Origin of the sequence: Streptococcus parasanguinis (assembly GCF_047463195.1) — a bacterium.
Taxonomy (GTDB): Bacteria; Bacillota; Bacilli; order Lactobacillales; family Streptococcaceae; genus Streptococcus; species Streptococcus parasanguinis_R.
Genome location: NZ_JASHEI010000002.1, coordinates 277,417 through 299,197, shown reverse-complemented (window position 1 = coordinate 299,197; position 21,781 = coordinate 277,417). Strand labels below are relative to the sequence as shown.

The 21,781-nt window shown below is 38.4% G+C and carries 22 protein-coding genes and 1 other annotated feature; of the genes, 1 reads left to right on the top strand and 21 read right to left on the bottom strand.

The genetic code is table 11. The features are described 5' to 3' along the window. Positions 1-168 precede the first annotated feature (168 nt). The 9 genes from QM870_RS03005 to QM870_RS02965 all read right to left on the bottom strand — a co-directional run bounded on the left by QM870_RS03005 (position 169) and on the right by QM870_RS02965 (position 5,782). Entirely contained in the window at positions 169-1,395 is a 1,227-nt protein-coding gene (locus QM870_RS03005; protein ID WP_155125102.1) for an ABC transporter permease, read from the bottom strand. Positions 1,396-1,538: 143 nt separating this feature from the next. Then, positions 1,539-1,970 carry a hypothetical protein gene (locus QM870_RS03000; RefSeq protein ID WP_031574151.1) on the bottom strand — a complete coding sequence of 144 codons (432 nt, stop codon included), beginning with the start codon at positions 1,968-1,970 and terminating at the stop codon, positions 1,539-1,541. A gap of 135 nt (positions 1,971-2,105) precedes the next feature. Beyond that, positions 2,106-2,546: a hypothetical protein gene (locus QM870_RS02995; RefSeq protein WP_129824180.1), complete on the bottom strand. Its 441-nt coding sequence runs from the start codon at positions 2,544-2,546 to the stop codon at positions 2,106-2,108. Positions 2,547-2,717: 171 nt separating this feature from the next. After that, complete coding sequence (locus QM870_RS02990) at positions 2,718-3,185, bottom strand: deoxycytidylate deaminase (protein WP_129824413.1); 468 nt, start codon at positions 3,183-3,185, stop codon at positions 2,718-2,720. A gap of 104 nt (positions 3,186-3,289) precedes the next feature. Continuing rightward, positions 3,290-3,649, bottom strand: a complete 360-nt coding sequence (gene rplT, locus QM870_RS02985) for a 50S ribosomal protein L20 (RefSeq protein ID WP_000124830.1) — start codon at positions 3,647-3,649, stop codon at positions 3,290-3,292. A gap of 49 nt (positions 3,650-3,698) precedes the next feature. Then, positions 3,699-3,899: a 50S ribosomal protein L35 gene (gene rpmI / locus QM870_RS02980; RefSeq protein ID WP_001125942.1), complete on the bottom strand. Its 201-nt coding sequence runs from the start codon at positions 3,897-3,899 to the stop codon at positions 3,699-3,701. Positions 3,900-3,932: 33 nt separating this feature from the next. Beyond that, positions 3,933-4,463 carry a translation initiation factor IF-3 gene (gene infC, locus QM870_RS02975; protein WP_003003721.1) on the bottom strand — a complete coding sequence of 177 codons (531 nt, stop codon included), beginning with the start codon at positions 4,461-4,463 and terminating at the stop codon, positions 3,933-3,935. 16 nt (positions 4,464-4,479) lie between these two features. After that, positions 4,480-4,608, bottom strand: a sequence feature (ribosomal protein L20 leader region). A 23-nt stretch (positions 4,609-4,631) separates the two neighbouring features. Then, positions 4,632-5,312 carry a (d)CMP kinase gene (cmk, locus tag QM870_RS02970; protein WP_031574170.1) on the bottom strand — a complete coding sequence of 227 codons (681 nt, stop codon included), beginning with the start codon at positions 5,310-5,312 and terminating at the stop codon, positions 4,632-4,634. Positions 5,313-5,326: 14 nt separating this feature from the next. Then, positions 5,327-5,782: an SAG1386/EF1546 family surface-associated protein gene (locus QM870_RS02965; protein ID WP_003006692.1), complete on the bottom strand. Its 456-nt coding sequence runs from the start codon at positions 5,780-5,782 to the stop codon at positions 5,327-5,329. A gap of 45 nt (positions 5,783-5,827) precedes the next feature. Between QM870_RS02965 and QM870_RS02960 the strand changes: the two genes are divergently transcribed. Then, positions 5,828-6,028 (top strand): ferredoxin, encoded by a 201-nt coding sequence (locus QM870_RS02960; protein ID WP_003006690.1) that lies wholly within the window; start codon positions 5,828-5,830, stop codon positions 6,026-6,028. 9 nt (positions 6,029-6,037) lie between these two features. Here QM870_RS02960 and QM870_RS02955 read toward each other — a convergent pair whose 3' ends face one another. The 12 genes from QM870_RS02955 to QM870_RS02900 form a co-directional block, all read right to left on the bottom strand. Then, positions 6,038-6,514 carry an EbsA family protein gene (locus QM870_RS02955; RefSeq protein ID WP_023917814.1) on the bottom strand — a complete coding sequence of 159 codons (477 nt, stop codon included), beginning with the start codon at positions 6,512-6,514 and terminating at the stop codon, positions 6,038-6,040. Positions 6,515-6,608: 94 nt separating this feature from the next. Further along, positions 6,609-9,134, bottom strand: coding sequence for an LTA synthase family protein (locus tag QM870_RS02950; RefSeq protein ID WP_414368544.1), 2,526 nt, complete (start codon positions 9,132-9,134; stop codon positions 6,609-6,611). Next, complete coding sequence (locus QM870_RS02945; protein ID WP_155169011.1) at positions 9,134-10,882, bottom strand: rhamnan synthesis F family protein; 1,749 nt, start codon at positions 10,880-10,882, stop codon at positions 9,134-9,136. Before QM870_RS02945 ends, QM870_RS02950 begins: the two co-directional genes overlap by 1 nt. 1 nt (position 10,883) lies before the next feature. Beyond that, positions 10,884-12,233: a glycosyltransferase family 2 protein gene (locus tag QM870_RS02940; protein WP_414368541.1), complete on the bottom strand. Its 1,350-nt coding sequence runs from the start codon at positions 12,231-12,233 to the stop codon at positions 10,884-10,886. A gap of 12 nt (positions 12,234-12,245) precedes the next feature. After that, a complete protein-coding gene (locus QM870_RS02935; RefSeq protein ID WP_049482481.1) occupies positions 12,246-13,469 on the bottom strand; it encodes an ABC transporter ATP-binding protein in 1,224 nt (407 codons plus the stop codon). Then, positions 13,469-14,275: an ABC transporter permease gene (locus QM870_RS02930; protein WP_313790718.1), complete on the bottom strand. Its 807-nt coding sequence runs from the start codon at positions 14,273-14,275 to the stop codon at positions 13,469-13,471. The genes QM870_RS02935 and QM870_RS02930 overlap by 1 nt, the downstream gene beginning before the upstream one ends. Beyond that, on the bottom strand, positions 14,275-15,216 hold the full coding sequence (locus QM870_RS02925) for a glycosyltransferase family 2 protein (RefSeq protein WP_414368538.1): 942 nt from the start codon (positions 15,214-15,216) through the stop codon (positions 14,275-14,277). Before QM870_RS02925 ends, QM870_RS02930 begins: the two co-directional genes overlap by 1 nt. Then, positions 15,213-16,361, bottom strand: coding sequence for a beta 1-4 rhamnosyltransferase Cps2T (gene cps2T / locus QM870_RS02920; RefSeq protein ID WP_201087633.1), 1,149 nt, complete (start codon positions 16,359-16,361; stop codon positions 15,213-15,215). The genes QM870_RS02925 and cps2T overlap by 4 nt, the downstream gene beginning before the upstream one ends. A gap of 107 nt (positions 16,362-16,468) precedes the next feature. Next, positions 16,469-17,320: a dTDP-4-dehydrorhamnose reductase gene (gene rfbD, locus QM870_RS02915; RefSeq protein WP_023026990.1), complete on the bottom strand. Its 852-nt coding sequence runs from the start codon at positions 17,318-17,320 to the stop codon at positions 16,469-16,471. A gap of 65 nt (positions 17,321-17,385) precedes the next feature. Then, entirely contained in the window at positions 17,386-19,287 is a 1,902-nt protein-coding gene (locus tag QM870_RS02910) for a hypothetical protein (protein ID WP_414368535.1), read from the bottom strand. Next, entirely contained in the window at positions 19,284-20,213 is a 930-nt protein-coding gene (locus QM870_RS02905) for a glycosyltransferase family 2 protein (protein ID WP_049490921.1), read from the bottom strand. Before QM870_RS02905 ends, QM870_RS02910 begins: the two co-directional genes overlap by 4 nt. An 82-nt stretch (positions 20,214-20,295) precedes the next feature. Further along, positions 20,296-21,774: a DUF2142 domain-containing protein gene (locus QM870_RS02900; protein WP_414363078.1), complete on the bottom strand. Its 1,479-nt coding sequence runs from the start codon at positions 21,772-21,774 to the stop codon at positions 20,296-20,298. Positions 21,775-21,781: the final 7 nt, after the last annotated feature.

Genomic DNA, 21,781 nt, shown 5'->3' with positions numbered 1-21,781 from the left:
GGGTATCTATCAATTGACGAGTTCAGCAGGCAAGATCTAGCACCCTCACACGGTGCTTTTTTTATCTTCAAAAATGGTAGGCGTCCGCGTACCAATGGGTACTCGAAAACCTACCACCTACTTAAATGATAACAGTTCTTTAAAAATTTTCACCCCTATCTACTTTAATCAGTCTTCATTTTTAAATAATATAGTTCCAATAAATACCAAGACTCCCAGAATAAAGGATAAAATATTTGGACCTGTCCAATAAGGATCTAGCGTACCTATAATGGAAATAACAAATAAGATAGCTGCCACATTTAGGAGTCCTTTACTTCCTTTTCTCATACCAATGAAAAGTAATATAGTCGCAATCATAAAACAAATATAATGGATGGCACCAATATATAAGATCAGTAGATACATGGGGTTTCCTAAAAATAAAGGAAAAATCATAATACCAAGGTGACAGACTGCTATTATAAGGGCGCTCCATAACCAAGACGACTGAAAAATAATTCTTTTTGGCGAATTTTCTTTATCATTGTTTGATCGTATCTCAGCATTCAACTGATCGTTTACATCTATGTCTCCTTCTACTTGAGAGTACGCCATCTCTGGTTTAGTTTCAATAGATGATAGATCTTGTACTTTCACCTTGGACTCCCAGCTAGCTGCAACTTTATCAAACAAACCAAAAACACGACAAACAATATAAATCGATAAGAGAAGATAAAAGAGACCGTAGAAGCTTATACGAGAGATGAAAGAGTATACTACACCTATCTCAACAAGAGAAGATAAAATTATCAAAAGAGAAAATACTTTCTGAAGTTTATCACTTGTACTTGTGATCATAACATTAATCAGAAGTAGAAACATTAACTCCATTACAGTGTATCGCAGTGTAAAAGCGTAAATGTCACTCGTTCTATCCATACCAATCAATATAAATAGTGGAGAAATATTTGTAGAGGAAACAAATAGTACTAAATAAGCTATCGATGATTTCCAACCATCTTTACTTTTCCAATTGTTTAAAAGCTCCCTCATTTCTACATTCTTTATAAGCAGGCAAATCCATATTAAACAAATGATATTTAGCACAAAGGAAATGTTCATCAGATTTGTTGGGGAGAAAGGTGGTAAAAAAAACATCAGTAGTTGGGTAATTGAGAGGAGAAGAGCAGCTATCAATCCTTCAACATTTAAACGCTGATTCATGATTCTCCAAATTACCCAGCAAATAATCATTCCATTCCATATAGAAAAAATACTAGAGACAGTGAACAGTGGTGTATTTTCATTTAAACTTTGGGAACTATAGTTCACTACTATACTACTACCATAAGAAACAAGATAAAGAATTGCTTCAAGAATTAGCAGTATACCATACCATTTTTTTCTAGACATAGATTCTCCTCCGCTTTCTAAGAAAAGTATTTAACGATTCATTTATTTAAATTATAACACAATTTGTAACCGTTTTCCTATTGCGTTATCAGTACTAAATAAATAAATAAAAAAGATAGGATTGAACACCCTACCTCCTATCATCAGTCTCCATTTTTTAACAATACAGTTCCAATCAATACCAGCACTCCTACCACAAACGGTGGTATATGATTAATCACCCAATCCGGATCACCCGCAGCAATAAATGAAAAAACATAAATAGCTACTGCCATATAAAGAGTTGCTTTATTGGCATTCACTATTCCATTCCAAAGCAGGATGGTTGCTATCACAAAGCTAATCATATGGATTCCCAAAAAGTACAAAAAGCCACCAGCCCACGCTCCCATTGAAAAGAGACCTAATAAAAGTAAAACTATATAAACAATGGCCAAAAACAAAGCAATAGAAAGGATTACAGAATTTCCAATTCTCTTCTCTGGCTTCATTTCATTGTTCGGAAAAAGACTTTCATCTGAAGCATATGCTTCATTTTCTTTATCTACTTCAGGATTTTTTTGTTGATCTGTCATAACTTTCTCCAAACATTTTTAGTTATTCTTTCAAATAATAGCGCTTAAAAATAGAGCGGAAGAACTGATTTAACTAGGGCTTTAATCGACCCGAATATTTTTTATTGAGTAGAGTTGACCATATCCATTTTTTAATTAAGAGCTTTTCACTTCTTTAACCAGGAGTGTTCCGATTAAATCCAAAATACCTAAACATAAGGGAGCAATTCGAAATATTTCCCAGTCCGGATCAAAAGCCAAGATGATAGACAGCAGATAGAGTCCAATACTCGCATAGAGAAGGCTTTTATTCCCCTTCTTCATCCCTAGTCGAATTAGAAAGGCTCCAATCGCAAGACTTAATAAGTTTGGACCAAGGAAAATCAAAACGACAAATCCCCAACCATCACCCCAAGGTGCAAAGTAACAGACAAACATTACAAGATAGATAATGGATAAGTAAAATGTCGCTGAAAGAAGAATAGAATGTAAGCTATTTTCTTTTGGAGAATTCTGAACAGATACAAAATTGGGATAATCTTCACTGATCTTACTATGTTCTTTATTTTCCTCAAGATGTTTCTCTTGGTTTGTCATCACTTTCTCCTAACTTTCTTATATTTTTATGTTTTTCCGTTAACACCATTATTCTTGATTCCATCATTCTTTTCATGATAGCCATCTATTCAATGCTATCTCTTAAACATTAATTTGGACAGGTTTCCAGTTAGATTGCTAACATATCATGAAATAGACTGGAAGCCTTCCCTAAATAAAATCAGCCTCTGCAATAGCCTTTTTGACTTCTTCAATCGGCAGATGAACCAGTTCTACTTCTTTTTCGCGGTAGAGGTATTCGGCATATTCATCGATGCGGTACTGATGAATGTATACCACTCGCTTGCAACCGACTTGAAGCAACTGCTTGGTACAATTGAGACAAGGAAAATGCGTCACATAAGCTGTAAAGCCTTTAGGAATTCCACGTTCAGCTCCTTGCAAAATCGCATTGACTTCCGCATGAATCGTCCGGACACAGTGTCCCTCGACCATAAGACAGCCATCCTCTAGACAATGATCTGTCCCAGAAACGGATCCATTATACCCTGTTGCAATGACCTTATTATCCTTAACCAGAACAGCACCTACTTTCGCTCGATTACATGTCGCTCGATTCGAAATCAGTAAGGCCTGTGCTGCAAAATATTCATCCCATGCTAGTCGATTGTGTGTCACCTTTGTATCCTCCATCTCTCCTCATATCGGTTACGATTATTTTCATTATAGCATGAAATCAGCAAGAAAAAAAGACTGAGGAAAACTCCTCAGCCTTATAAATATTATTTACCAAGTTTTGCTTTAGCTGCATCTGCAAGAGCTGTGAAAGCTGCTGCATCGTTAACAGCCAAGTCAGCAAGCATTTTACGGTTAACTTCGATCTCAGCCAATTTCAAACCATGCATCAATTGTGAGTATGAAAGTCCGTTCAAACGAGCTGCCGCATTGATACGTGTGATCCACAATTTACGGAAGTCACGTTTCTTTTGACGACGGTCACGGTATGCATAGTAGTAAGAGTTCATTACTTGTTCTTTTGCAGTACGGAACAAGATATGTTTAGCTCCATAGTAACCTTTAGCTAATTTAAGAATACGTTTACGACGTTTGCGTGATACAACGCCACCTTTAACACGTGCCATTTATATTTCCTCCAATATTTCCTAGAATTCTTTACTTACGAATACGCGATTATTTCAAGCGAGTAAGCATTGCTTTGATACGTTTGAAATCTCCTGAATGCACCATAGATGCTTTACGAAGATGACGACGTTGTTTCTTAGTTTTTCCGTGGAAACGGTGAGAAGTGTAAGCACGGAAACGTTTAAGTCCACCAGAACCTGTACGTTTGAAACGTTTAGCTGATGCGCGGTGTGTTTTTTGTTTTGGCATGATATTTTCTCCTTTTTTTAACTTTCTGACAGATTATTTCTTGTCAGTTGCTGGCGCCAATTGCATGAACATTTGACGTCCATCCATCTTAGCACGTTGTTCGATGATCGCCACATCTTGTGTAGCTTCAGCGAAGTCGGCTAAAACTTTAGCACCAATCTCTTTGTGGGTAATCATACGACCCTTAAAGCGAATGGATACCTTCACTTTATTTCCTTTTTCAAGGAATTTGCGAGCATTGCGAAGTTTTGTATCGAAATCACCCTTGTCAATCACTGGGCTCAAACGAACTTCTTTCACGGTCACAACGCTTTGTTTTTTGCGTTGTTCTTTTTGCTTCTTCTGGTACTCAAATTTGAACTTACCGTAGTCCATAATTTTCGCAACAGGAGGTTTAGCTTGAGGTTGAATGAGAACCAAGTCAACATTAGCGTCGTCCGCAAGTGCTTGCGCTTCGCTAAGTGGTTTGATACCCAATTGCTCACCTTCAAGACCGATTAAGCGAACTTCACGTACACGAATTTCATCATTGATGAATAAGTCTTGCTTTGCTATGGTTTTCACCTCTTTTTTATTATTCGAGAAAAACAAAGAACGGACCTGCAAAACAGGCCCGAACTACATGATGTATTTCATTTCTGAAACTTGATCCGTAGGGGCCAGGCAACTTGCGTCACAAGGCGAGAAGTTCTCACTTCTGCTTTTCTCAACTTTTATATGATATCAAGTTTTTTATTCTTTGTCAAGAAGTTTTTTTGCTTTTTCTTCAATAAAGGCAACAACATCTGCAATTCCAACACCCGTTGTGTCAAAATGAATGGCATCAGCTGCAGGTTTCAAAGGAGAAACGGCACGGTGGCTGTCCTTATAGTCCCGCTCAGCGATTTCTTTTTTCAACAATTCAAGATCCGCTGTGATGCCCTTTTCAACATTCTCCTTATAACGACGTTCTGCCCGCTCCTCAACCGAAGCAACCAAAAAGATCTTCAACTCTGCATGTGGAAGGACGACCGTCCCAATATCGCGTCCATCCATAACGATGCCCCCCTCTGCTGCAATTTCTTGCTGTAGAGCGACAAGTTTTTCACGGACTGGCGCAAGCGCTGCAACCCATGAAACATTGTTGGTCACTTGGTTATCGCGAATTGGGTGGGTAATATCCACGTCTGCTACAAAGACAAGCTGCTCTCCTTCTTCTGAACGACCGAAACTAATTGGATACTGATCTAAAAGGGCTAAGAGGTCATCAACCTGTTCAGCTGTCAGATTATTTTGCAAAGCTAGGTAAGTCGCTGCACGATACATAGCTCCCGTGTCTAGATACGTATAGTCTAGATCCTTGGCAATGATCTTTGCGACTGTGGATTTTCCACTAGAAGCCGGTCCATCAATGGCAATTTGAATTTGTTTCATGCTGTCCTCAACTCCTACTGAATCTTAACGACATCACCAGGATTCGCATACCATGATCCTGTAGACATATGAGAAGGATTTAACTGTTCCAATTGGGCAATGGAAATACCAGCACGCGCAGCAATCGCTGCTTCCCCTTCACCTGCTTGAACAGTGATCGTACCTTCTTCAGAGTTCTCATCTTTTGAACTATCGTCTTTAGCCGCTTGGTCAGTTTGTGCTGCAGGGGCTGATGATTTCTGTTCAACCTTAGTCTCTCCATTGTAGAAACCAGACATTTGTTTTGATTTGTTGCTGCCACCTGTTGAAAGGAAAATCAACAAGCAGACCATCGCCACTACTACTACAAAGAAAATAATGGCTAAAATCGTCAATAGACGGTCTGCCTTGATTCCGTTTAACTTACTCGTTCTTTTCAATGTTTCTTCTCCATCATCGTAAATATCTTCTTCCCATGGTTCTTTTGCCATGACTTCCTCCTTGTTTTTTCTCGTAAAAATCATTACAATAGAAGTATGAAAGTTACGTTAATTCCAGATCGTTGCATCGCTTGCGGTCTCTGTCAGACCTATTCTGAATTATTTGATTACCATGACAATGGCATCGTTAAATTTGCTGCTGAAGAGGACGACCTCCTTGAAAAGGAAGTCCCTGTCACAAACGATGTTCTCGAGGCTATTAAAGAATGCCCCACTCATGCTCTCTTAAAAGATTAAGAGGGCTTTTTATTTGTTTGCATAATACATCTCGTAGTAATCCACATGGATGAAATTGTCCGTCAGGATTACTTCTCCCTTAAAATAAGGATTTAAGGCAAGTGCATTGATAAAGTATTTTTTCGGCCATTTACGCATACAGAATGTTCGACTGCGCGATCCATCATTAAATATGAGCTTGATCGATTTCTTATTTACTTCGACCTTTTCGATCGAGTCAATCTTCACTTTGATTGGAGTAAAAGGATTGGCAGTAATAATCCGCAAGATCCCATCCTCATAGATCGTGAAGTAACGATGGACCCCAATCGCGAGCAAGACCATAAATAAAAAGAACGAAAACAAAACTAGCGTTGGCACACTAGAGCTCTCATACATCAAGGCCAGTCCAATAAAGACCGGAATCACTGCAATGGACCAATAAGTCACAAGAATAGATAAGTCCGGTTGCCAATGATAATGGACCTTTCCAAATATCTTAATCATGAGCGTACCCCCATCTAATAGTTTAGCATAAAAAACAAAAAAAAGGGAGCCAGACAGCCAAAATCACAAAGATTTTTAACTGCTTGCTCTCCTTTTAATTGGATTTATTAGTTGGAACTTTAAAGAAGTCTTTAGAAAGGTAACCTTTCCCACTAATCAAGTCGTATTCAACCATTTTCAAATCCTCTGCAATTTCTTGTGCTTCTCCTTCTAGGGCCTTTTTATCGACACTTGCTTTTTTCAGCACTTCCGTCAACAAAGCATAGTAAGGCGAAACTTTTGAATTGGTCTGTTCAAAGACCATAGCAGAGAAATCACTTGAATTGACCAAAGGATAGTTCAATTTCGGTGCATCAAAATTACTCCAAATAAAGTAGTCTGTCTGATACTGACTCTCCGGATTATTCTTAAAGGCGGACTCAGGATAAAGACCTGGCAAGTGATCTCCATAGAATACCACTGTAATCTTCTTATCTATTTTAGAAAGACTTTCCAGGAAAGATTGGGTGGCGGTGTCGGTTTGTGAAAGCAAGCGACTGTAGAAAGTCAGTTTTGAATTTTCTTCATCACTAAACCCTTTACCTTTTGCATCCAAGGTTTCTGGATTTGCTTCTAACCATGGAGTATGATTTTGCATGGTCATCACAGAAAAGAATTGTCCGTTTTTATCGTTTAAATTATCCAACACAATATTATAGGTGGATTCATCACTCGGACTAATTCCTTCTTTTCTGTACTTGATTCCCTTTGTATCCGTCGTAATAAAATCTTTGAAATCCAATCTCGAATACACGATATCCCGAGAATAATTCGATTTACCTGCCAAGTGAACAGCAATCTTATTCTTTTTTGAGTATGCATTACTGATAGACGGCACATCATGGATCTTAGGAAGAACTTCCGTATACAAGACAGATACAGTTTGTGATAAATTATAGAATGGTAAACCTGTAAGAGTCTGGAACTCCATATTTGCAGTTCCGCCACCATATCCATCCGATTGCATTTGCCCACTCGTGTGGGTCTTCATGATGTTCTCAATATTGGGAATCGGATTTTGCGTAAGCTCAACTCCCTCGACTTTTCTAGGATCAGAAAAACTTTCACTCAGAATATAAATGACCGTTTGATCGTTTAAGTAGTTACTTCTCTCCTTATTGATCGCATTAGACAAGTTGGTATATTTTTGGGCTATTTTCTCAAGACGTTCTTTGGAATAACCATCCGGTTTTGGAACAACCTCCGTCGTCAATTGATTCATCCAAACATAAGACAATCCTTTGTAACGAGCATTGGTCGTATTCCCTAGCCAATTAATATCTTGGTAATTGTTCAGGGTGCTAATAATTGGTACATTATCCTTGATCTTCCCGTTTTCTTTATCACTGAATATCCCATTGACACTCTTAAAGCATAAGAGCATCACTGCAATAGCTCCGATTTGTATTTTCCATGAAGAAATAATTCTTCCTTTAAAGAGGTACTTTTTCCCGACAATCAGTAGACAAACCAGAAAGACCACCAATAAAAAGATGTAAAATATTTGCGCTTTGTCCATAAAGCTCAAAAGCGTCATTGGCTTGGTTAACCAAGTTAAATCACTCGGTAAAACTGGTTCATTCCTCATGCCAAACTTGATGGAATTTGCAACTACAAAAGCAATGGAAACAATGGAAATGAGACAGGTAGCAATCCAATATTGATTGATACAAATGTAAACAAAGATAAGTATCGCTGTCAGAATGAGAATTTGAAATAAGATGGCATCTGGAATCGTGTAATGAACGCCTAAGAAGGGTTCTGTTCGACCTAAACTGAATTGGATAAAATAATTCAATACAATTGCAATAGTGGTACTAGAGAAGAACACTAAAGAGAAACTCGGTTTGTTCTTGACGAAATCTCGTTGTCCCTTTGTATATAAGAAGCCAAGTAAGGAAATCAATGGAAAGAGAATGTATAAGAATTCATTTGTTAACCAAAATTGCTGAGCTGAGTATTTGCCAATTTCAAAGGCCTTATACAAAAAATTATCTGTCCTGTAAATCAGGGTCGAAAAATTTTTGTCTGTTACGATAAAGGTGATCAAGAGTTGCGACAAGACCAGATACTGATAGTTCTCGCCAATCTCTTCTCCTCCTTTTTTCCGACTTGGTAGCTTATCATAATGCTGTCGCAATAGAACCAAACCACCTGTAGAAGCAAACAGAAGGAAAATGACAAGGAAGGAATCCGTTCTAAAGAATGGATTCTGATCAAAATTCCAAACCTTGTATTTTGGATTATTCAAATAGATCGTGATTTCCGTCAAATAAGATAGAGTATTGTAAACCAAATAACTGACAACCAGTTTGAATGGAAACCATTTTTTAAAATTGAACTGGGATAATATTGGAACTAATAGTAGGAAACTTATTCCAAATAAAATTCCTAAAAAATTGACATATTGTAAGACTGTACCAGTTGCCTTGTTGTGAACAGCAAGATTATTCTGGGCTAGATAAAAATTAAAAAAAGAAAATAGAACGAAAGTAATCACATAATACCACTGGGTTCTTGAGACTTTTGATAAAACTGAGAGGATAAATTTCTTAATATTAAACTCTTTTTTCCGTTTCATTATTTCACTTTCTTTATCATTCTTTTTAGTATATATTTCACAGCTCTTGCTGGTCCAATCACAATATACTTCAAGGCCCCTTTAATCCCTCCTATTTGATTAAAGTCCACAAAGGTATGCGGTTGGAGATCCTCACGATTGTTCAATTGCTTATTATCGATAAACGGTGTCAGAACATGTGGGTTTTGAGAGATTCTAAAGTCATATTTTTGATCCCAAGCAATGTAGATCAACAAGCGTTCAATCGCATGAAGGATTGAATTCTGTGGTAGAGGTTCTGCTGGAACATCTGCTGCTGTCAAATTCAAGTCAAAGAGTGGTTTCAAAGCATCGTATTTAAACCAAACAAAAGTCCCATAACTCATAATGAAGGTATTGAGATTTTTGAAGTCAATCGTCTTGGTCGCTCCCATCCGTTCCCAGAGCTTGTTCATCTCTGGTGAAATGAGGGCTTCATTCCAGGCAACCACTATTCGATTGTAACGGAAGAAGGTTGGAATATCTGCGATAGTGATTCCGACTTTTGGATTGGCTTCCATATTGGCTAGGATTTGATCAGCCGGTTTGACCAACATCTCGATCAATTCTTTGCGCCAAGATTCACCTGCCCAGAAATCTGCTTCTTTAGATTTCTTAGTATGGAAATGGCCAACATAATCATATTGAGAAAGTTGCTCTTTTAAGAGCAGCATTGGCAATACATCCCGTCCAATGTTTCCAGTCACCAAAACCGTGGCATCTTGTGCTCGATGAGAAAGAATTTTCTCAATAGTCTGCTTCTTCTCTTCTACATCTGTCGTGATCCATAAGTCATAAGCAAAATGAAAAGCTTGGAAAGCATCTAGAAATTCTTCCAAGAGGTCCACATAAAAGACATGAAGATGAACAGCAACTTTTTTACCGAACTCTCCAGCTAATTCCTGATTTTTCAAGTACTTACGAGACAAGAGATAAGGATAGTCCGGACGATCAATCATAGACATGTGGTTGAGGATCAAATCTAATGGATAGTCCGATATACGTTCCAATTCGTCAAAAATGTAAGGAATGATTCCTTCATTATTCGCAATGGTTTTGACTTTGATAAAAGGAACCTTATGACGGAGAATCGCTGTAGGATTGTAGTAAGAAAAGTCTGGATAGAGCATCCCTGTGGTGTCTTCATGAATGGTATCAAAAACAGTTTTATAGCGAAAACCAGCATCCAAGAAATTCGTTGTGACCTTGGTCTCGTAGTGATCAATCACATCTTGAACATTGGTGAAGTCTTGAACACCCTGCCAAAATTCTGGGAAGGCGTTTGATGTCAGCACCTGTTTTTTAAAACTGAGATAATAACTCTGAATATGCTCGTTAAAATCCTTGTCTTTCCGGTAATTGGTCATACCCCAGAAATCTACTTCATCATCATGTTCAAACTGCTGATAAATAGGTTCTAGATCCCAAAGCGGTCCAAAGCAGGTATCATTCATGAGGGTAACAGAATCAAAGTGAGCCAGTTGATCAAAGCCGACTGTCTTCATTCCATCCCGCCACGCCGCAAAGTCAAAGCCACTATTTTGGCGCTCTAGAATATCGTCTACCAACTGTTGCGAGAACAAATGATCCTTCATATCTTCTGGTAGCTGACTATTGGAGATAAAGACCACCCGTGAATACAAGGGGCGGATTTTTTCTAATTGGTAAAGTACATGTCCACTGATAAAGTTAAATTTATTGAAGTGGACATATAAAAGTAAACGTTGCATATTATTTCCTTATTCTTAAGAATTTCAAGATCTTTGTTGGAATGGTCCAACGTTTGGATGTGATAACGGCGTTATATGCTACTTTCGTAGCTTCTAGATCAGCCTCAAGTTTTTTTATTCTATTCTGACTATCCAAGAACTCAGCTGCAAAAACTTTTCCAATATAATCCGGTGCAGCTATATCATCGACAGGAATCATCTTATAACTTAATCTATATTCTCCTTCTTCCTTAACATCATAGATCAGTTGTGGATCCGGTTCGCTAAAGAAAAAGTAACCATCAACAATGACTCCGTTACTATAAACTGGCGAGTAAACCTTTCCGTTAGAATCTCTCAATTCAACATCAGAGTAATAACTTGGACTTTCAGACAGATCAACTCGGATAACAGAAGTTCCCTTCGGAATTTCGATTGCCAGACTATCTTCTTTTTGAAGAAGTTTGGTCATGGTACGATCTTCCGAATAAGTATTTTCTTCGTCACCAAAATAAATTGTAACAGACTCCATTCCGATGTGTGAAAGAGAATCCATTGGTTTGGAAAGGCGAATCTCATAAGTATTATTACGATCTAAAAGGATCTTCGTCATCTCTTTATAATCGGCATTTGGATATTTATCAAGATAGTCCAGTTGTGTTTGTAGCAACTTATGAAAACGATGTTCTAATTTTTTAAAATCAGTAGGACGAGAATCCGATCCTTGATTAATGGTATAAGCAACTGTCGCTTCATCCAGATAGGCTAAAGAAGTCCGTTGAAAGAGTTCCAATTGGAGGTTGAAAGTATCATCTGATGTCGTTAAATCTAACTCTTGATTGACTTCTAACATCAGATCTCTTTCAACTAGCCATGTAGAGGCCATGGTAAACCCTCTTGTTGCAAGCATCTTTTCATAGGTATCTGCTAATGGAATCGTATGATTAGCAAAGCCGGCCTTAGAAACGAGGGTTCCTTGTTCATCATAAATATCAAAATCTGTATTGGACCATTTGCAATCAGGTTCACTTTCTAATAAGTCAACCTGTTTCTGAAGTTTTAAAGGGTCTAACCAAAAATCATCTCCATCACAGCGGGCAATATACTTTCCACGTGCTTCTTTACAGATAGAGACCCAGGTTTTAGAAATTCCCTGATTCTCATCCTGATAAAAGGCACGAATCAGATCAGGGTAGTTGGCTTGATAATCATGAATGATAGAACGAGATCCATCGCTTGAAGCATCATCCACCAAGATAATCTCATAATCAAACTCTGTTTGTTGGGCTAAGAAGCTATCAATCGTCTTCTTTAGCCAGGGCTCTTTATTAAAAACCGTACAAATAATCGAAACAAAAGGCGTCGTTTTCATATTTCCCTCAGTCTAGTCAGTCATTGACCATGTTCCATTGCGTTGGATTAAGCCACTTGCCGAATCCATTGCTGATTTATCATCCAAAGCGATATCATCTCGATTGATAAAGATCAGTGGAGTCTGGGTGGCATCTGAAAAGGCCAACATCTGCCCTTCCTCATCCCTTACTGTCACTTCCAATTTCATTTTTAAGTCATTTACAGTTGGCAGTGAACAAGTATAATGAACTGTTTTATGTCCAGCTCCACTCATCAGTTGATTCATAGAATTATCATTGTAGATCCAAATGTTCCGATCAATATCCGTTAAAGACAGAGCGATATAGGTCCTGATATCTTCACGAACATCAAAATCAATCTGGAACTGAATAGGATCTTGAGGACGTAATTTGTTTGAGCTTAACAACTGAAGCTGAAAATTTTCAACCAAGACTTTTTCTTCCTGGTTGGAATTGCCTGCTCCATTAGCTTCTCCTCCCTGTTGCAAAGGAGCTGTATTATCAAAACTGTACTGATTGGCAACATTTTCTGGACTCCCTAAAGCCTTCACCAATCCATTTTCAATCAAAACAGCCTTGTTACAATATTTCTTGACAGCTCCCATATCATGGGTAACCAGGATCGTGGTTTTCCCTGATTTCTTGCGTTCTTGGAAGTAATCGTTACACTTGCGCTGGAAGGCCTCATCTCCTACTGCTAGGACCTCATCCAAAATCAAGATATCCCCTTGGGCCTTAATGGCAACCGAAAAGGCTAGACGAACCTGCATGCCTGATGAGTAGTTCTTGAGCTTTTGGTTCATGAATTCATGCAACTCAGCAAAGTCTACGATATCATCATACATGGCATCAATTTCAGCTGTCGAGAAGCCCAGCATAGCCCCGTTCATATAGACATTTTCACGACCAGTCAGCTCTGGGTTAAAGCCCACTCCAAGCTCGATAAAGGACACCAATTTCCCATCGATGGTGACGGTACCTTTTTCCGGCACATAGATTTCAGAAATAATTTTCAAGAGAGTCGATTTTCCAGAACCATTTCTTCCGAGGATCCCGAAAAAATCACCTTTTTCTACTTCAAAAGAAATATCCTTAAGCACATGTTGTTCTTTGTAGCCTTTAATGCCTTTGAAGCGATTGACCAGGGCAGTTCGAAGACTGTTGGTTGCCTCTGTTGGCAACTTAAAGTACTTGCTGACATGGTCTACTTTTACTGCAATTTGTTTATCTGTCATTAGAGAATCTCCGCAAATTTCTTAGCATGTTTGTTAAAGTAAGCATAGCCAGCGACAAAAATAAGAATTGGTAAAACATAAGGAATCAAAACCAAGAACTTATTTTCCACCAAAAGCCAGACAGGGGTGTTGGCCTTATCAATCAAGAAGTATCGCATGTCTTGAATAATTTGGGCCAAAGGATTCATCATGACCAACTTAGCAGCCCAGGGATTGCGGTCTGCAATAAAGGTAATTGGATAGATAATTGGCGTCGCATACAGGCCGGCTTGCAGGAGTACTTCCCAGACTTGACCTAGGTCACGGAAACGGACAAAAAATGTCGCTAAGATCAATGCACATCCTGTCGCCATCAAGAACAACTCAAAGAATAGCGGAATCACCATCAAAGCTGTCCAAGAGAATGTCACCCCATTAAAGAATGAAAAAATCAAGACAACAACCAGGTTAATGACAAAGTTAATCGCTGCTCCTGAAATCGCAGACAAGACAATGATGTGTTTGGAGAAGTTCAATTTTCGCAACAAGTCGCCTCGACTAACAATAGACACCATCCCCATAGATGTTGCTTCTGAGAAAAAGCCCCAGATTACATTGGCCAACAAGAGGGCAACTGGGAAATGGGGCACATCTCCACCCAAGCGTAAGAATCGGATGAAGACAATATACATGATCGTAAAGGTCATCAGGGGCTTTAAAATCGACCAAAGATAACCGATTGCTGATCCTTGGTAACGTAATTTAAAGTCTGTTTTGATTAATTCTCTTAATAAAATTCGATTTTTCTGACTAAAAACGTCAAACATTATTTTTTACCTCGATATGCAAACTTTGTCAGAATCAAGCTAGTAAACACAAAGGTGTGAAAAGCTCGGTTCTTACGATAACCATACTGACGAATCCTTCTCAAACGTTCTCTTAGCGGAACGTCCATGATGGTCACAAAGTTTTCAATAATTTCTTTATTTTGGGGACTGACAGGCAGATCCAATAAATTTTTTGCTTGTTCTTGACTGGACTCGATGAGATTCCAATATTTAGCAAAAAGAATATGAGGGCGAACCCAGTTTTTAACCCGTTTTCTAAGGGTACGAGCCCCCAGAACATTGCTACTGTGCTGACGGTACAACTCTGTCGGCTGATCGATATAGATGAGCTTTCCAAAGGCAGTTGCTAGTAAGGCCAAATACCAATCATGCATAAGGAGTGCATGCTTTTCTTGACCTGTCCACAATTCCGCCAGGTCATGGTTAATCATGGCTACCCCACCAGTTACCGTATTTTCCGTCAGCTCTTGAATCAGTTCTGTATTGGCATGATCAGACTGGGTGCGAATCATACTTTCATGCTGCACGTGCAAGTTTTCATCGACCACTTTTAAATCTGTGTAGACCAGCAAAGGCACTTCTTGAGGATGCTTCTCGGCTTCTGCTACCTGAAGTGCAATCTTTTCAGGAAGCCAGACATCATCTTGGTCACTGAAGCAATAAAGATCTGCTTTTTCATATTTCAGAAGCGCATGGAAGCTCTTGATAACACCGAGATTTTCGATAGCTCCTTGGTTGATAAAGCGGATGCGCTCATCCTGGGCTACCAACTCTTGAATGATCTCCACCGTACCATCTGTCGATCCATCATCTCGGATCAAGAGTTGCCAGTCTTGATAAGTCTGGTCTTGGATACTTTTGACCTGCTCTTTTAGATACTGTTCACCATTATAGGTGGACAACAAGATATTTACTTTCATGATAAGAATAATTCCTCGTACTCACCTACAATTTTATCCCAGGTAAAGTTTTGCTTCATATTGGCCTTGGCACGTTGACCCCATTCAGATACATCTTCTAAAGAATCTACCTGGTCAATCAAATGCGCTAAATTCCCAGTTTCTTTAGTCCAATATTGAGCCGAATCCTTAGCGACCGTTTGGTTAAAGGAGACTCCTAAAACTAAATTCAGATCCGTCTGAGCGAGAGCCTCTAGGAGACCAGGATTGGTTCCGCCCACTTCATGACCATGGATATAGGCAAAGGCTTCTTTACGGATATACTTCAAGAGATCTTGATCATAGACCGTTCCTACAAACTTAACACGAGGATCCTGATCAAATCCAGTTCGAACTCGGAGCTCCTCAAAATAGGGATTGCCTTCTTGGTTACAAATAATCACCAAATCCCGCTTGGTAGAAGAGGCCATAAATTCACGAATGGCAGTCTCATAATTATTTTCTGGGACAAAACGACCCAAAATTAGGTAATAATTTTTCTCCTGAGTCTGCCACTTGTGATAGAATTCTAGGACCTTATTATCCTGACTGGTCAGGCTGGTCTGAGACAAATCCGTCCCATAGGCAATATAGGTCGTCTTGGACCAAGGGTAGGCTTCCTTGATATAGGATTCGATACCAGGGTTGTCAGAAATCACCAAGTCAGCGTGGCGCGTCATGATCTTTTCAGAATACTTGAGATAGGCTTGGATCAGTTTGGCCCACTTGGCCCGCTTCCACTCCAGTCCATCTGGATTGATATAAAATCGTCCGCCTATCTTATGGATCTTGCGCGCAAAAGGCGCCACAAAGGCTCCGATTGTATTGCCCAAGACGTAAAAAATCGGCTGTTCAATTCCTTGTTTCTTAATAATCTTCAAGGCATAGTTGATGGCCATCATATCATAGGCGATGACACGCGCAGGCCCAAGCTTGGGGGCTTTAATGGTAAAACAATCCACACCCTTGTAGTCAAAATGATGATAGGCTTGATCATTAGAAAGGCAGGCAACATGGTACTGGATATCTGGAGACACTTGATGCGAAACCAATTGGTCCACAAAAGTCTCAAAACCGCCATATTGAGCCGGAAGCCCACGACTTCCGATAATAAAAACATGTTGCATAGAGTTCCCTTTCAAATCATTCACAGTCTATTCAATTATACCATTTTCTAGGTTTTTTGCCTAATCCAAACAGAAAAGCGACCCTTGAGGGTCGCTTCTATTTGATCTTATTTCACTTCTTGTTTATAAAATTCTTTCAAAGCATCTTGCCAAGTTGGAATAACGAATCCTGTAGCCTTAGCCTTAGCCAAGCTCATCGTTGAGTTGAGAGGGCGTTTTGCCTTAGCTGGGAATTGGCTAGAATCCACTGGTTTCACTTCAACATCCGTATCTTTGAGGATTTCAACTGCAAAGTCATACCAAGTTGTATCTTCTTTCGCATCGTTAGACAAGTGGTAATAACCATATTCTTTACGATTTTCAGCCAAATATGTCATGAACTCTGCAAGAGTACGGGTCCAGGTTGGACGACCATGTTGGTCATTAACGACCGTCAAAGTCTTATGAGTCTTCGCAAGGTTTTGCATGGTGAAGACAAAGTTCTTACCGTAGTTCCCGAAGACCCAAGCTGTACGGATGATATAGAAGTTAGACACATGCTTCTCAACCAATTCTTCCCCCATACGTTTGGTACGACCGTATTCAGTTTGAGGATCTGGTTGATCGTCTACTTCCCATTCTTGTCCCACTGGTTTTTTCCCATCAAAAACGTAGTCTGTTGAGATATAGACCAAGGTTGCACCGTGCTTTTCAGACGCTTTTGCTACATTTTCCGTACCAGTCACGTTGATCGCATAGTCCAACTCTTTACCTTCATCTTCCGCAGCATCAACAGCTGTGTAGGCAGCACAGTGATAGACCAAGGTTGGTTTTACTTCCGCAAATACCTCGTCTACTTTCTCTGCATTTGTGATATCCATTTCAGCCACATCAACAGCTACATATTCTTCATTTCGTTCATCTAACAAATGGCGAAGTTCTGTTCCAAGTTGCCCATTTGCTCCTGTAATTAAAATCATGTTAAATTCCTTTCAAATGCTTTTTCCCTATCATTATAGCAAAAAAAGCAGAAGTTTTCTGCTTTTTAAGATGGGAATTGCTCCTTATTTTTTGAATACTTCTGCTTAAAAATAAAGAATACCAGTATCCAAGAGATCCACTCTATCATGAAACCAAGATACTGTATAAATGTCTTGTGATAAGAAACTTTGACATGGCCAGAATTTCGAATAGATAAATAAATTTTACCATCATTTAAAACTTTTTCTGAGACAGTTGGTTTCCGATCTTTTTTATTTTCTTTTAACTCAGATTCGGTAAAAGCTCGCTGTTTCAACACAGGTTGAGAACCTTCTGCTCCCTTAGAATATTCTGCGCGATATCCTTTGTACCATATCATTGGTATAGAGATAGTAGTTTCCTTTTTATCGTCAGGAACCTTTATATCAAATTCTAAAAGATTGTACCTCTTTTTAATAGTTGATATTTTTACATCCTTAGCTGTTTGAAATTCAGTAAATTGAGGTAAGCGTACATCTCGATTGTTAATATCAAGATTATAATATTCATCACCTACAGGATCAATATATTTGGATTTGTCACCTTTATATACTGATTTCAGTAATTTTTCATTCTTTTTATTATCCTCACGCATCTGTTTATAGTTTTTTGAAGAGCTATCAAATTGAGGGACCACATGATTGAAATAGAAAGTTAAACTCAAGAGGCATAAGACAATAGAGAAAAATCCATTTCTATTTGTAACAGCAAGAAAGAATAGGAACAACAGAGGAATGAAAAACAATAGGCGCCCTGAATACTGCATACTCCCTAAAAAAGTGTATTTCAATACGGAATTCCAAGGCAGCAGACTCGTTGCAGAAAAATATAAGATCCAACAAGTCCAAAATATGGTTTTACTTAAACTCCCTAGACGGCGATAGAATAAGATTACCATCATACTCGCATAGAATAGACCATCTCGTACAAATTGATGGATCGGCCACTCTAATGGTGTGAAAGGTTTATAAAAACCATATCGATCTGCTTGAAATGGAAAAGGAACCAAAAAAGTATCTTTCACATTGACAGGAAAATTTCTCGCTGTCCATGTGAAGAAAAATTTTTGTGATGAAACCTGTTCCAAATATTGAAAAATGTACCCTGCTGATAAACATAAGGCAAACAAGATAGAAAATACAAAAGAGATAATCTTTTCCAGTGTGAGCCTTTTATAATTTAAACATAAAAATACCGCAGAAAAGATTGCTAATATGATCGTTGATAAAATATGGGTTTGAATTAAAAGCGCTACTACAATCCCTAAATAGAGAGGGTTCTTTTTGTTTAAGTAGAGCACTCGATAAATAGAATAAATAAGAATTGGGACAAGTGGCACTACCATGGTCATTCCAAAACCAAATAAGGTGTAATAACAAGGAATGGTCAAGGCCACTACTATACCAGTCACCTTATTTTTTACTATTTTTGAAACAACAATATAACTTGTTAGGCTTGTACCAAGAATGAACAAAAATGCAAATATAGAATAAGCAAGATTTCCATCGTTGGTCATCATATAAACGATGGCTGACGGATAAAACTGCCAATTTCCATAAAACATAGGAGAAGCATATCCCGTACCGAATGCAAATAAAAAATTCAGATTGGGGAGTAAATCCCAATGCTCAATGGACTCTGCTAAGCCGACAATGCGGGATAAATGGAAGACATAGTCATATGAGCGACTTTGAAAATTGATCAGATTGAAAGATATAAATGTAAAAATGAGCGCATAGGAAGTTAGTAATAGGTAGACCAACTTATTGCTGATTTGGTTGAAAACATCTATAAGCCGGTCAATATAACTGCGGATCCCTTTTACCATATCCAACTGATTGATCTTATCGAGGAGCCGATCCACTCCCTCGTAAAATCTGTCTATCTTTTGCTTAGCAGCAAGACTCATACTTAGGATATTCTTCATTCTTCACTTTTCTCTTTGATAACATAGATTGGACGTTTCTTGGTTTCCATGAAGATCTTACCAATATATTTCCCTAAAATCCCGATGGTCAATAATTGGAACCCTCCCAGGAAAAGAATCACTGTCATAAGAGATGGCCAACCTGAAGTAGGATCCCCAAAGACCAAGGTGCGGATTACAATCAAAATCATCATGATAAAGGCCAAAATCCAAGATAACAGTCCACCAATAAAGGCAATGTTTAATGGGGCATCCGAGAAATTGACAATCCCTTCAATCGAGTACTTAAAGAGAGACCAAAAATTCCAAGACGTCTCTCCTGCCACACGCTCTACATTTTTATATTCGAGGTATTCTGTCTCAAATCCTACCCAAGCAAAAATTCCTTTTGAGAAACGATTGTACTCCGATAATTCCATGATAGCATCAACCATAGGACGTCGCATCAAACGGAAATCACGCGCCCCGTCCACCATTTCCACTTGGCTAATATGATTGATCAATTTATAAAACATCCGCGCAAAGAAAGAGCGGATCGGCGGTTCCCCATCACGGGTTACACGTCTCGTTCCGACACAGTCTAAATCCGGCTGTTCCTCCAACTTCTGCTTCATTTCGATCAATAACTCTGGTGGGTCCTGCAAATCTACATCCATGACCGTCACATATTGACCACTAGCACGCTCAAGTCCAGCATATAGTGCGGCCTCTTTTCCGAAATTTCGAGAAAAAGAAAGGTAGTGCACATTTGAATCTGTAACATGTAGCTTTCGAAGAATGGATAGCGTACCATCTGAAGAGCCATCATTTATAAAAATATATTCAAACTTTTCTCCCATTTTCATCCGAACACGTTCCATCTCTCGATAAAACAATGGAATTGATTCTTCTTCGTTAAAACATGGGACTACAACTGATATGGTCATCTCTTACTCCTTGAATTATTCACTTTCTATTGTAACAAAAAACTAGGGTTTCCCCTAGTAATAACTTATTTTAGCCTTTTAATTAAACTGCAGCATATAAAACAGAGATGGTTTGTAGTAATGTTAGAGATAAAATAATGAGACTGCTTTGTACTACAAAATGATCAGAGAACTTTTGTTCATCTAGAACTCTTTGCTTAAATAAACTACAAATAACTGGTAGACAAAGAGCAACAACACCCAAATAATATCGGCCTTGAACTCCTAAAACTTCAAAATTTCCAACTGGTGTCCAGGTCAGATACAAGGTCAAAGAAATTAAACCAACAATTGCAAGAGAAACCAAACTTGCTCCTACTACTGATACTTTAGGAAGTTTGATTTTCCCAATATTTGAAAAAGTAATCAAAGTATAAAGAGCATAAATTGGAATAAGGACTTCTGACATCGACAAATCTAACCAACCAAATGTATAGAGTTGATTCAAATGACTGACTGATAATAACATCTCCTTCAAAATCACTGGAAGATACCAATGAGGTTTTGAAATGATGCTACTAATTTGCCCTTTTACATCTGCGCCCTCCAGTTTAAAGTTCTCAATTCGAACTTGCTGGGTAAGAACGTACCAAAAAATCGTAAAGACAAAGACTGAGATAATCAAAGCGAGAGAAATGAGATAGTAGTTTTTACATTGCGTTTTCTTTTTCGGTATAAATAGCAATAATCCTACAAGCAAGACATAAGGAAGCTTCATTGTTACAAGGATCACGCAAAGGAAAGCATAAAGCAATAAATCCTTAATTTTAACCACTTTTTCATCATCCGTTACATAGTTCAAAAATAATCCAATAATGATATAGGTCAACCCTAATGCTACACTATCTTGATTATAAGAAGCAGCTAGAACCAGATTCATTGGAAACATCGCTACCATTGTCATCAACTGCTTCGCTTTCCCACTTAATTTAATGGCAATGAGAGCTAAAATACAGTAAGCGATGACATTAAAAATTCGACCAAGATAATAGGAGACTCCTACACTCAAGTTCAAAAATTTTCCAATCCCAAATCCAAGAGCCTGAGGGATATAACCAATAAACCAATATGAGTTGGTTGCCCTGTAATCCGTTTCTTTCCCAAACTTCACTTGTTTGGTCGTCTGCCCTTCTTCAAATAAAGAAGATTTGGTAAATGGTTTTTTGAAATTCTTATAAACATCAAAGTAATCTTCGGTAATATGGATGTTTTTATTTCCCATATTGACGTTGCCTTCCACAATATGAATCGTTCTTGAAAGGTGAACTTGTTCATCTGGCGTATTCAAAACGGGTGTAATGAAAGCAAAGGACAGACCACCAATAAGCATCGCAAGGAAGGTTCCAACATTCTTCTTCGGTAAAAGAAAAATGAAAAAAGCCAATACAACAAATAACGCTACACCAATTTTAGGAAAATCTACTAAGCGCTTTGTATAAATAACTGCAATACAAAAGGCCAAAACTGCGAAAGCTACTAAATACTTTTTATTTCGCTCATAACTATCAACAAAATATCCCATCAGTTTC

Coding starts and splice junctions, on each gene's coding strand:
- QM870_RS02910 (WP_414368535.1), bottom strand. CDS start 19,287: ATGAAGAATATCCTAAGTATGAGTCTTGCTGCTAAGCAAAAGATAGAC.
- QM870_RS02900 (WP_414363078.1), bottom strand. CDS start 21,774: ATGGGATATTTTGTTGATAGTTATGAGCGAAATAAAAAGTATTTAGTA.
- QM870_RS02995 (WP_129824180.1), bottom strand. CDS start 2,546: ATGACAAACCAAGAGAAACATCTTGAGGAAAATAAAGAACATAGTAAG.
- QM870_RS03005 (WP_155125102.1), bottom strand. CDS start 1,395: ATGTCTAGAAAAAAATGGTATGGTATACTGCTAATTCTTGAAGCAATT.
- QM870_RS02905 (WP_049490921.1), bottom strand. CDS start 20,213: ATGACCATATCAGTTGTAGTCCCATGTTTTAACGAAGAAGAATCAATT.
- rplT (WP_000124830.1), bottom strand. CDS start 3,649: ATGGCACGTGTTAAAGGTGGCGTTGTATCACGCAAACGTCGTAAACGT.
- QM870_RS02945 (WP_155169011.1), bottom strand. CDS start 10,882: ATGCAACGTTTACTTTTATATGTCCACTTCAATAAATTTAACTTTATC.
- QM870_RS02940 (WP_414368541.1), bottom strand. CDS start 12,233: ATGAAAACGACGCCTTTTGTTTCGATTATTTGTACGGTTTTTAATAAA.
- QM870_RS02935 (WP_049482481.1), bottom strand. CDS start 13,469: ATGACAGATAAACAAATTGCAGTAAAAGTAGACCATGTCAGCAAGTAC.
- rfbD (WP_023026990.1), bottom strand. CDS start 17,320: ATGATTTTAATTACAGGAGCAAATGGGCAACTTGGAACAGAACTTCGC.
- QM870_RS02950 (WP_414368544.1), bottom strand. CDS start 9,134: ATGAAACGGAAAAAAGAGTTTAATATTAAGAAATTTATCCTCTCAGTT.
- QM870_RS02925 (WP_414368538.1), bottom strand. CDS start 15,216: ATGAAAGTAAATATCTTGTTGTCCACCTATAATGGTGAACAGTATCTA.
- QM870_RS02965 (WP_003006692.1), bottom strand. CDS start 5,782: ATGGCAAAAGAACCATGGGAAGAAGATATTTACGATGATGGAGAAGAA.
- QM870_RS02930 (WP_313790718.1), bottom strand. CDS start 14,275: ATGTTTGACGTTTTTAGTCAGAAAAATCGAATTTTATTAAGAGAATTA.
- cmk (WP_031574170.1), bottom strand. CDS start 5,312: ATGAAACAAATTCAAATTGCCATTGATGGACCGGCTTCTAGTGGAAAA.
- QM870_RS02955 (WP_023917814.1), bottom strand. CDS start 6,514: ATGATTAAGATATTTGGAAAGGTCCATTATCATTGGCAACCGGACTTA.
- cps2T (WP_201087633.1), bottom strand. CDS start 16,361: ATGCAACATGTTTTTATTATCGGAAGTCGTGGGCTTCCGGCTCAATAT.
- QM870_RS02960 (WP_003006690.1), top strand. CDS start 5,828: ATGAAAGTTACGTTAATTCCAGATCGTTGCATCGCTTGCGGTCTCTGT.
- rpmI (WP_001125942.1), bottom strand. CDS start 3,899: ATGCCAAAACAAAAAACACACCGCGCATCAGCTAAACGTTTCAAACGT.
- QM870_RS03000 (WP_031574151.1), bottom strand. CDS start 1,970: ATGACAGATCAACAAAAAAATCCTGAAGTAGATAAAGAAAATGAAGCA.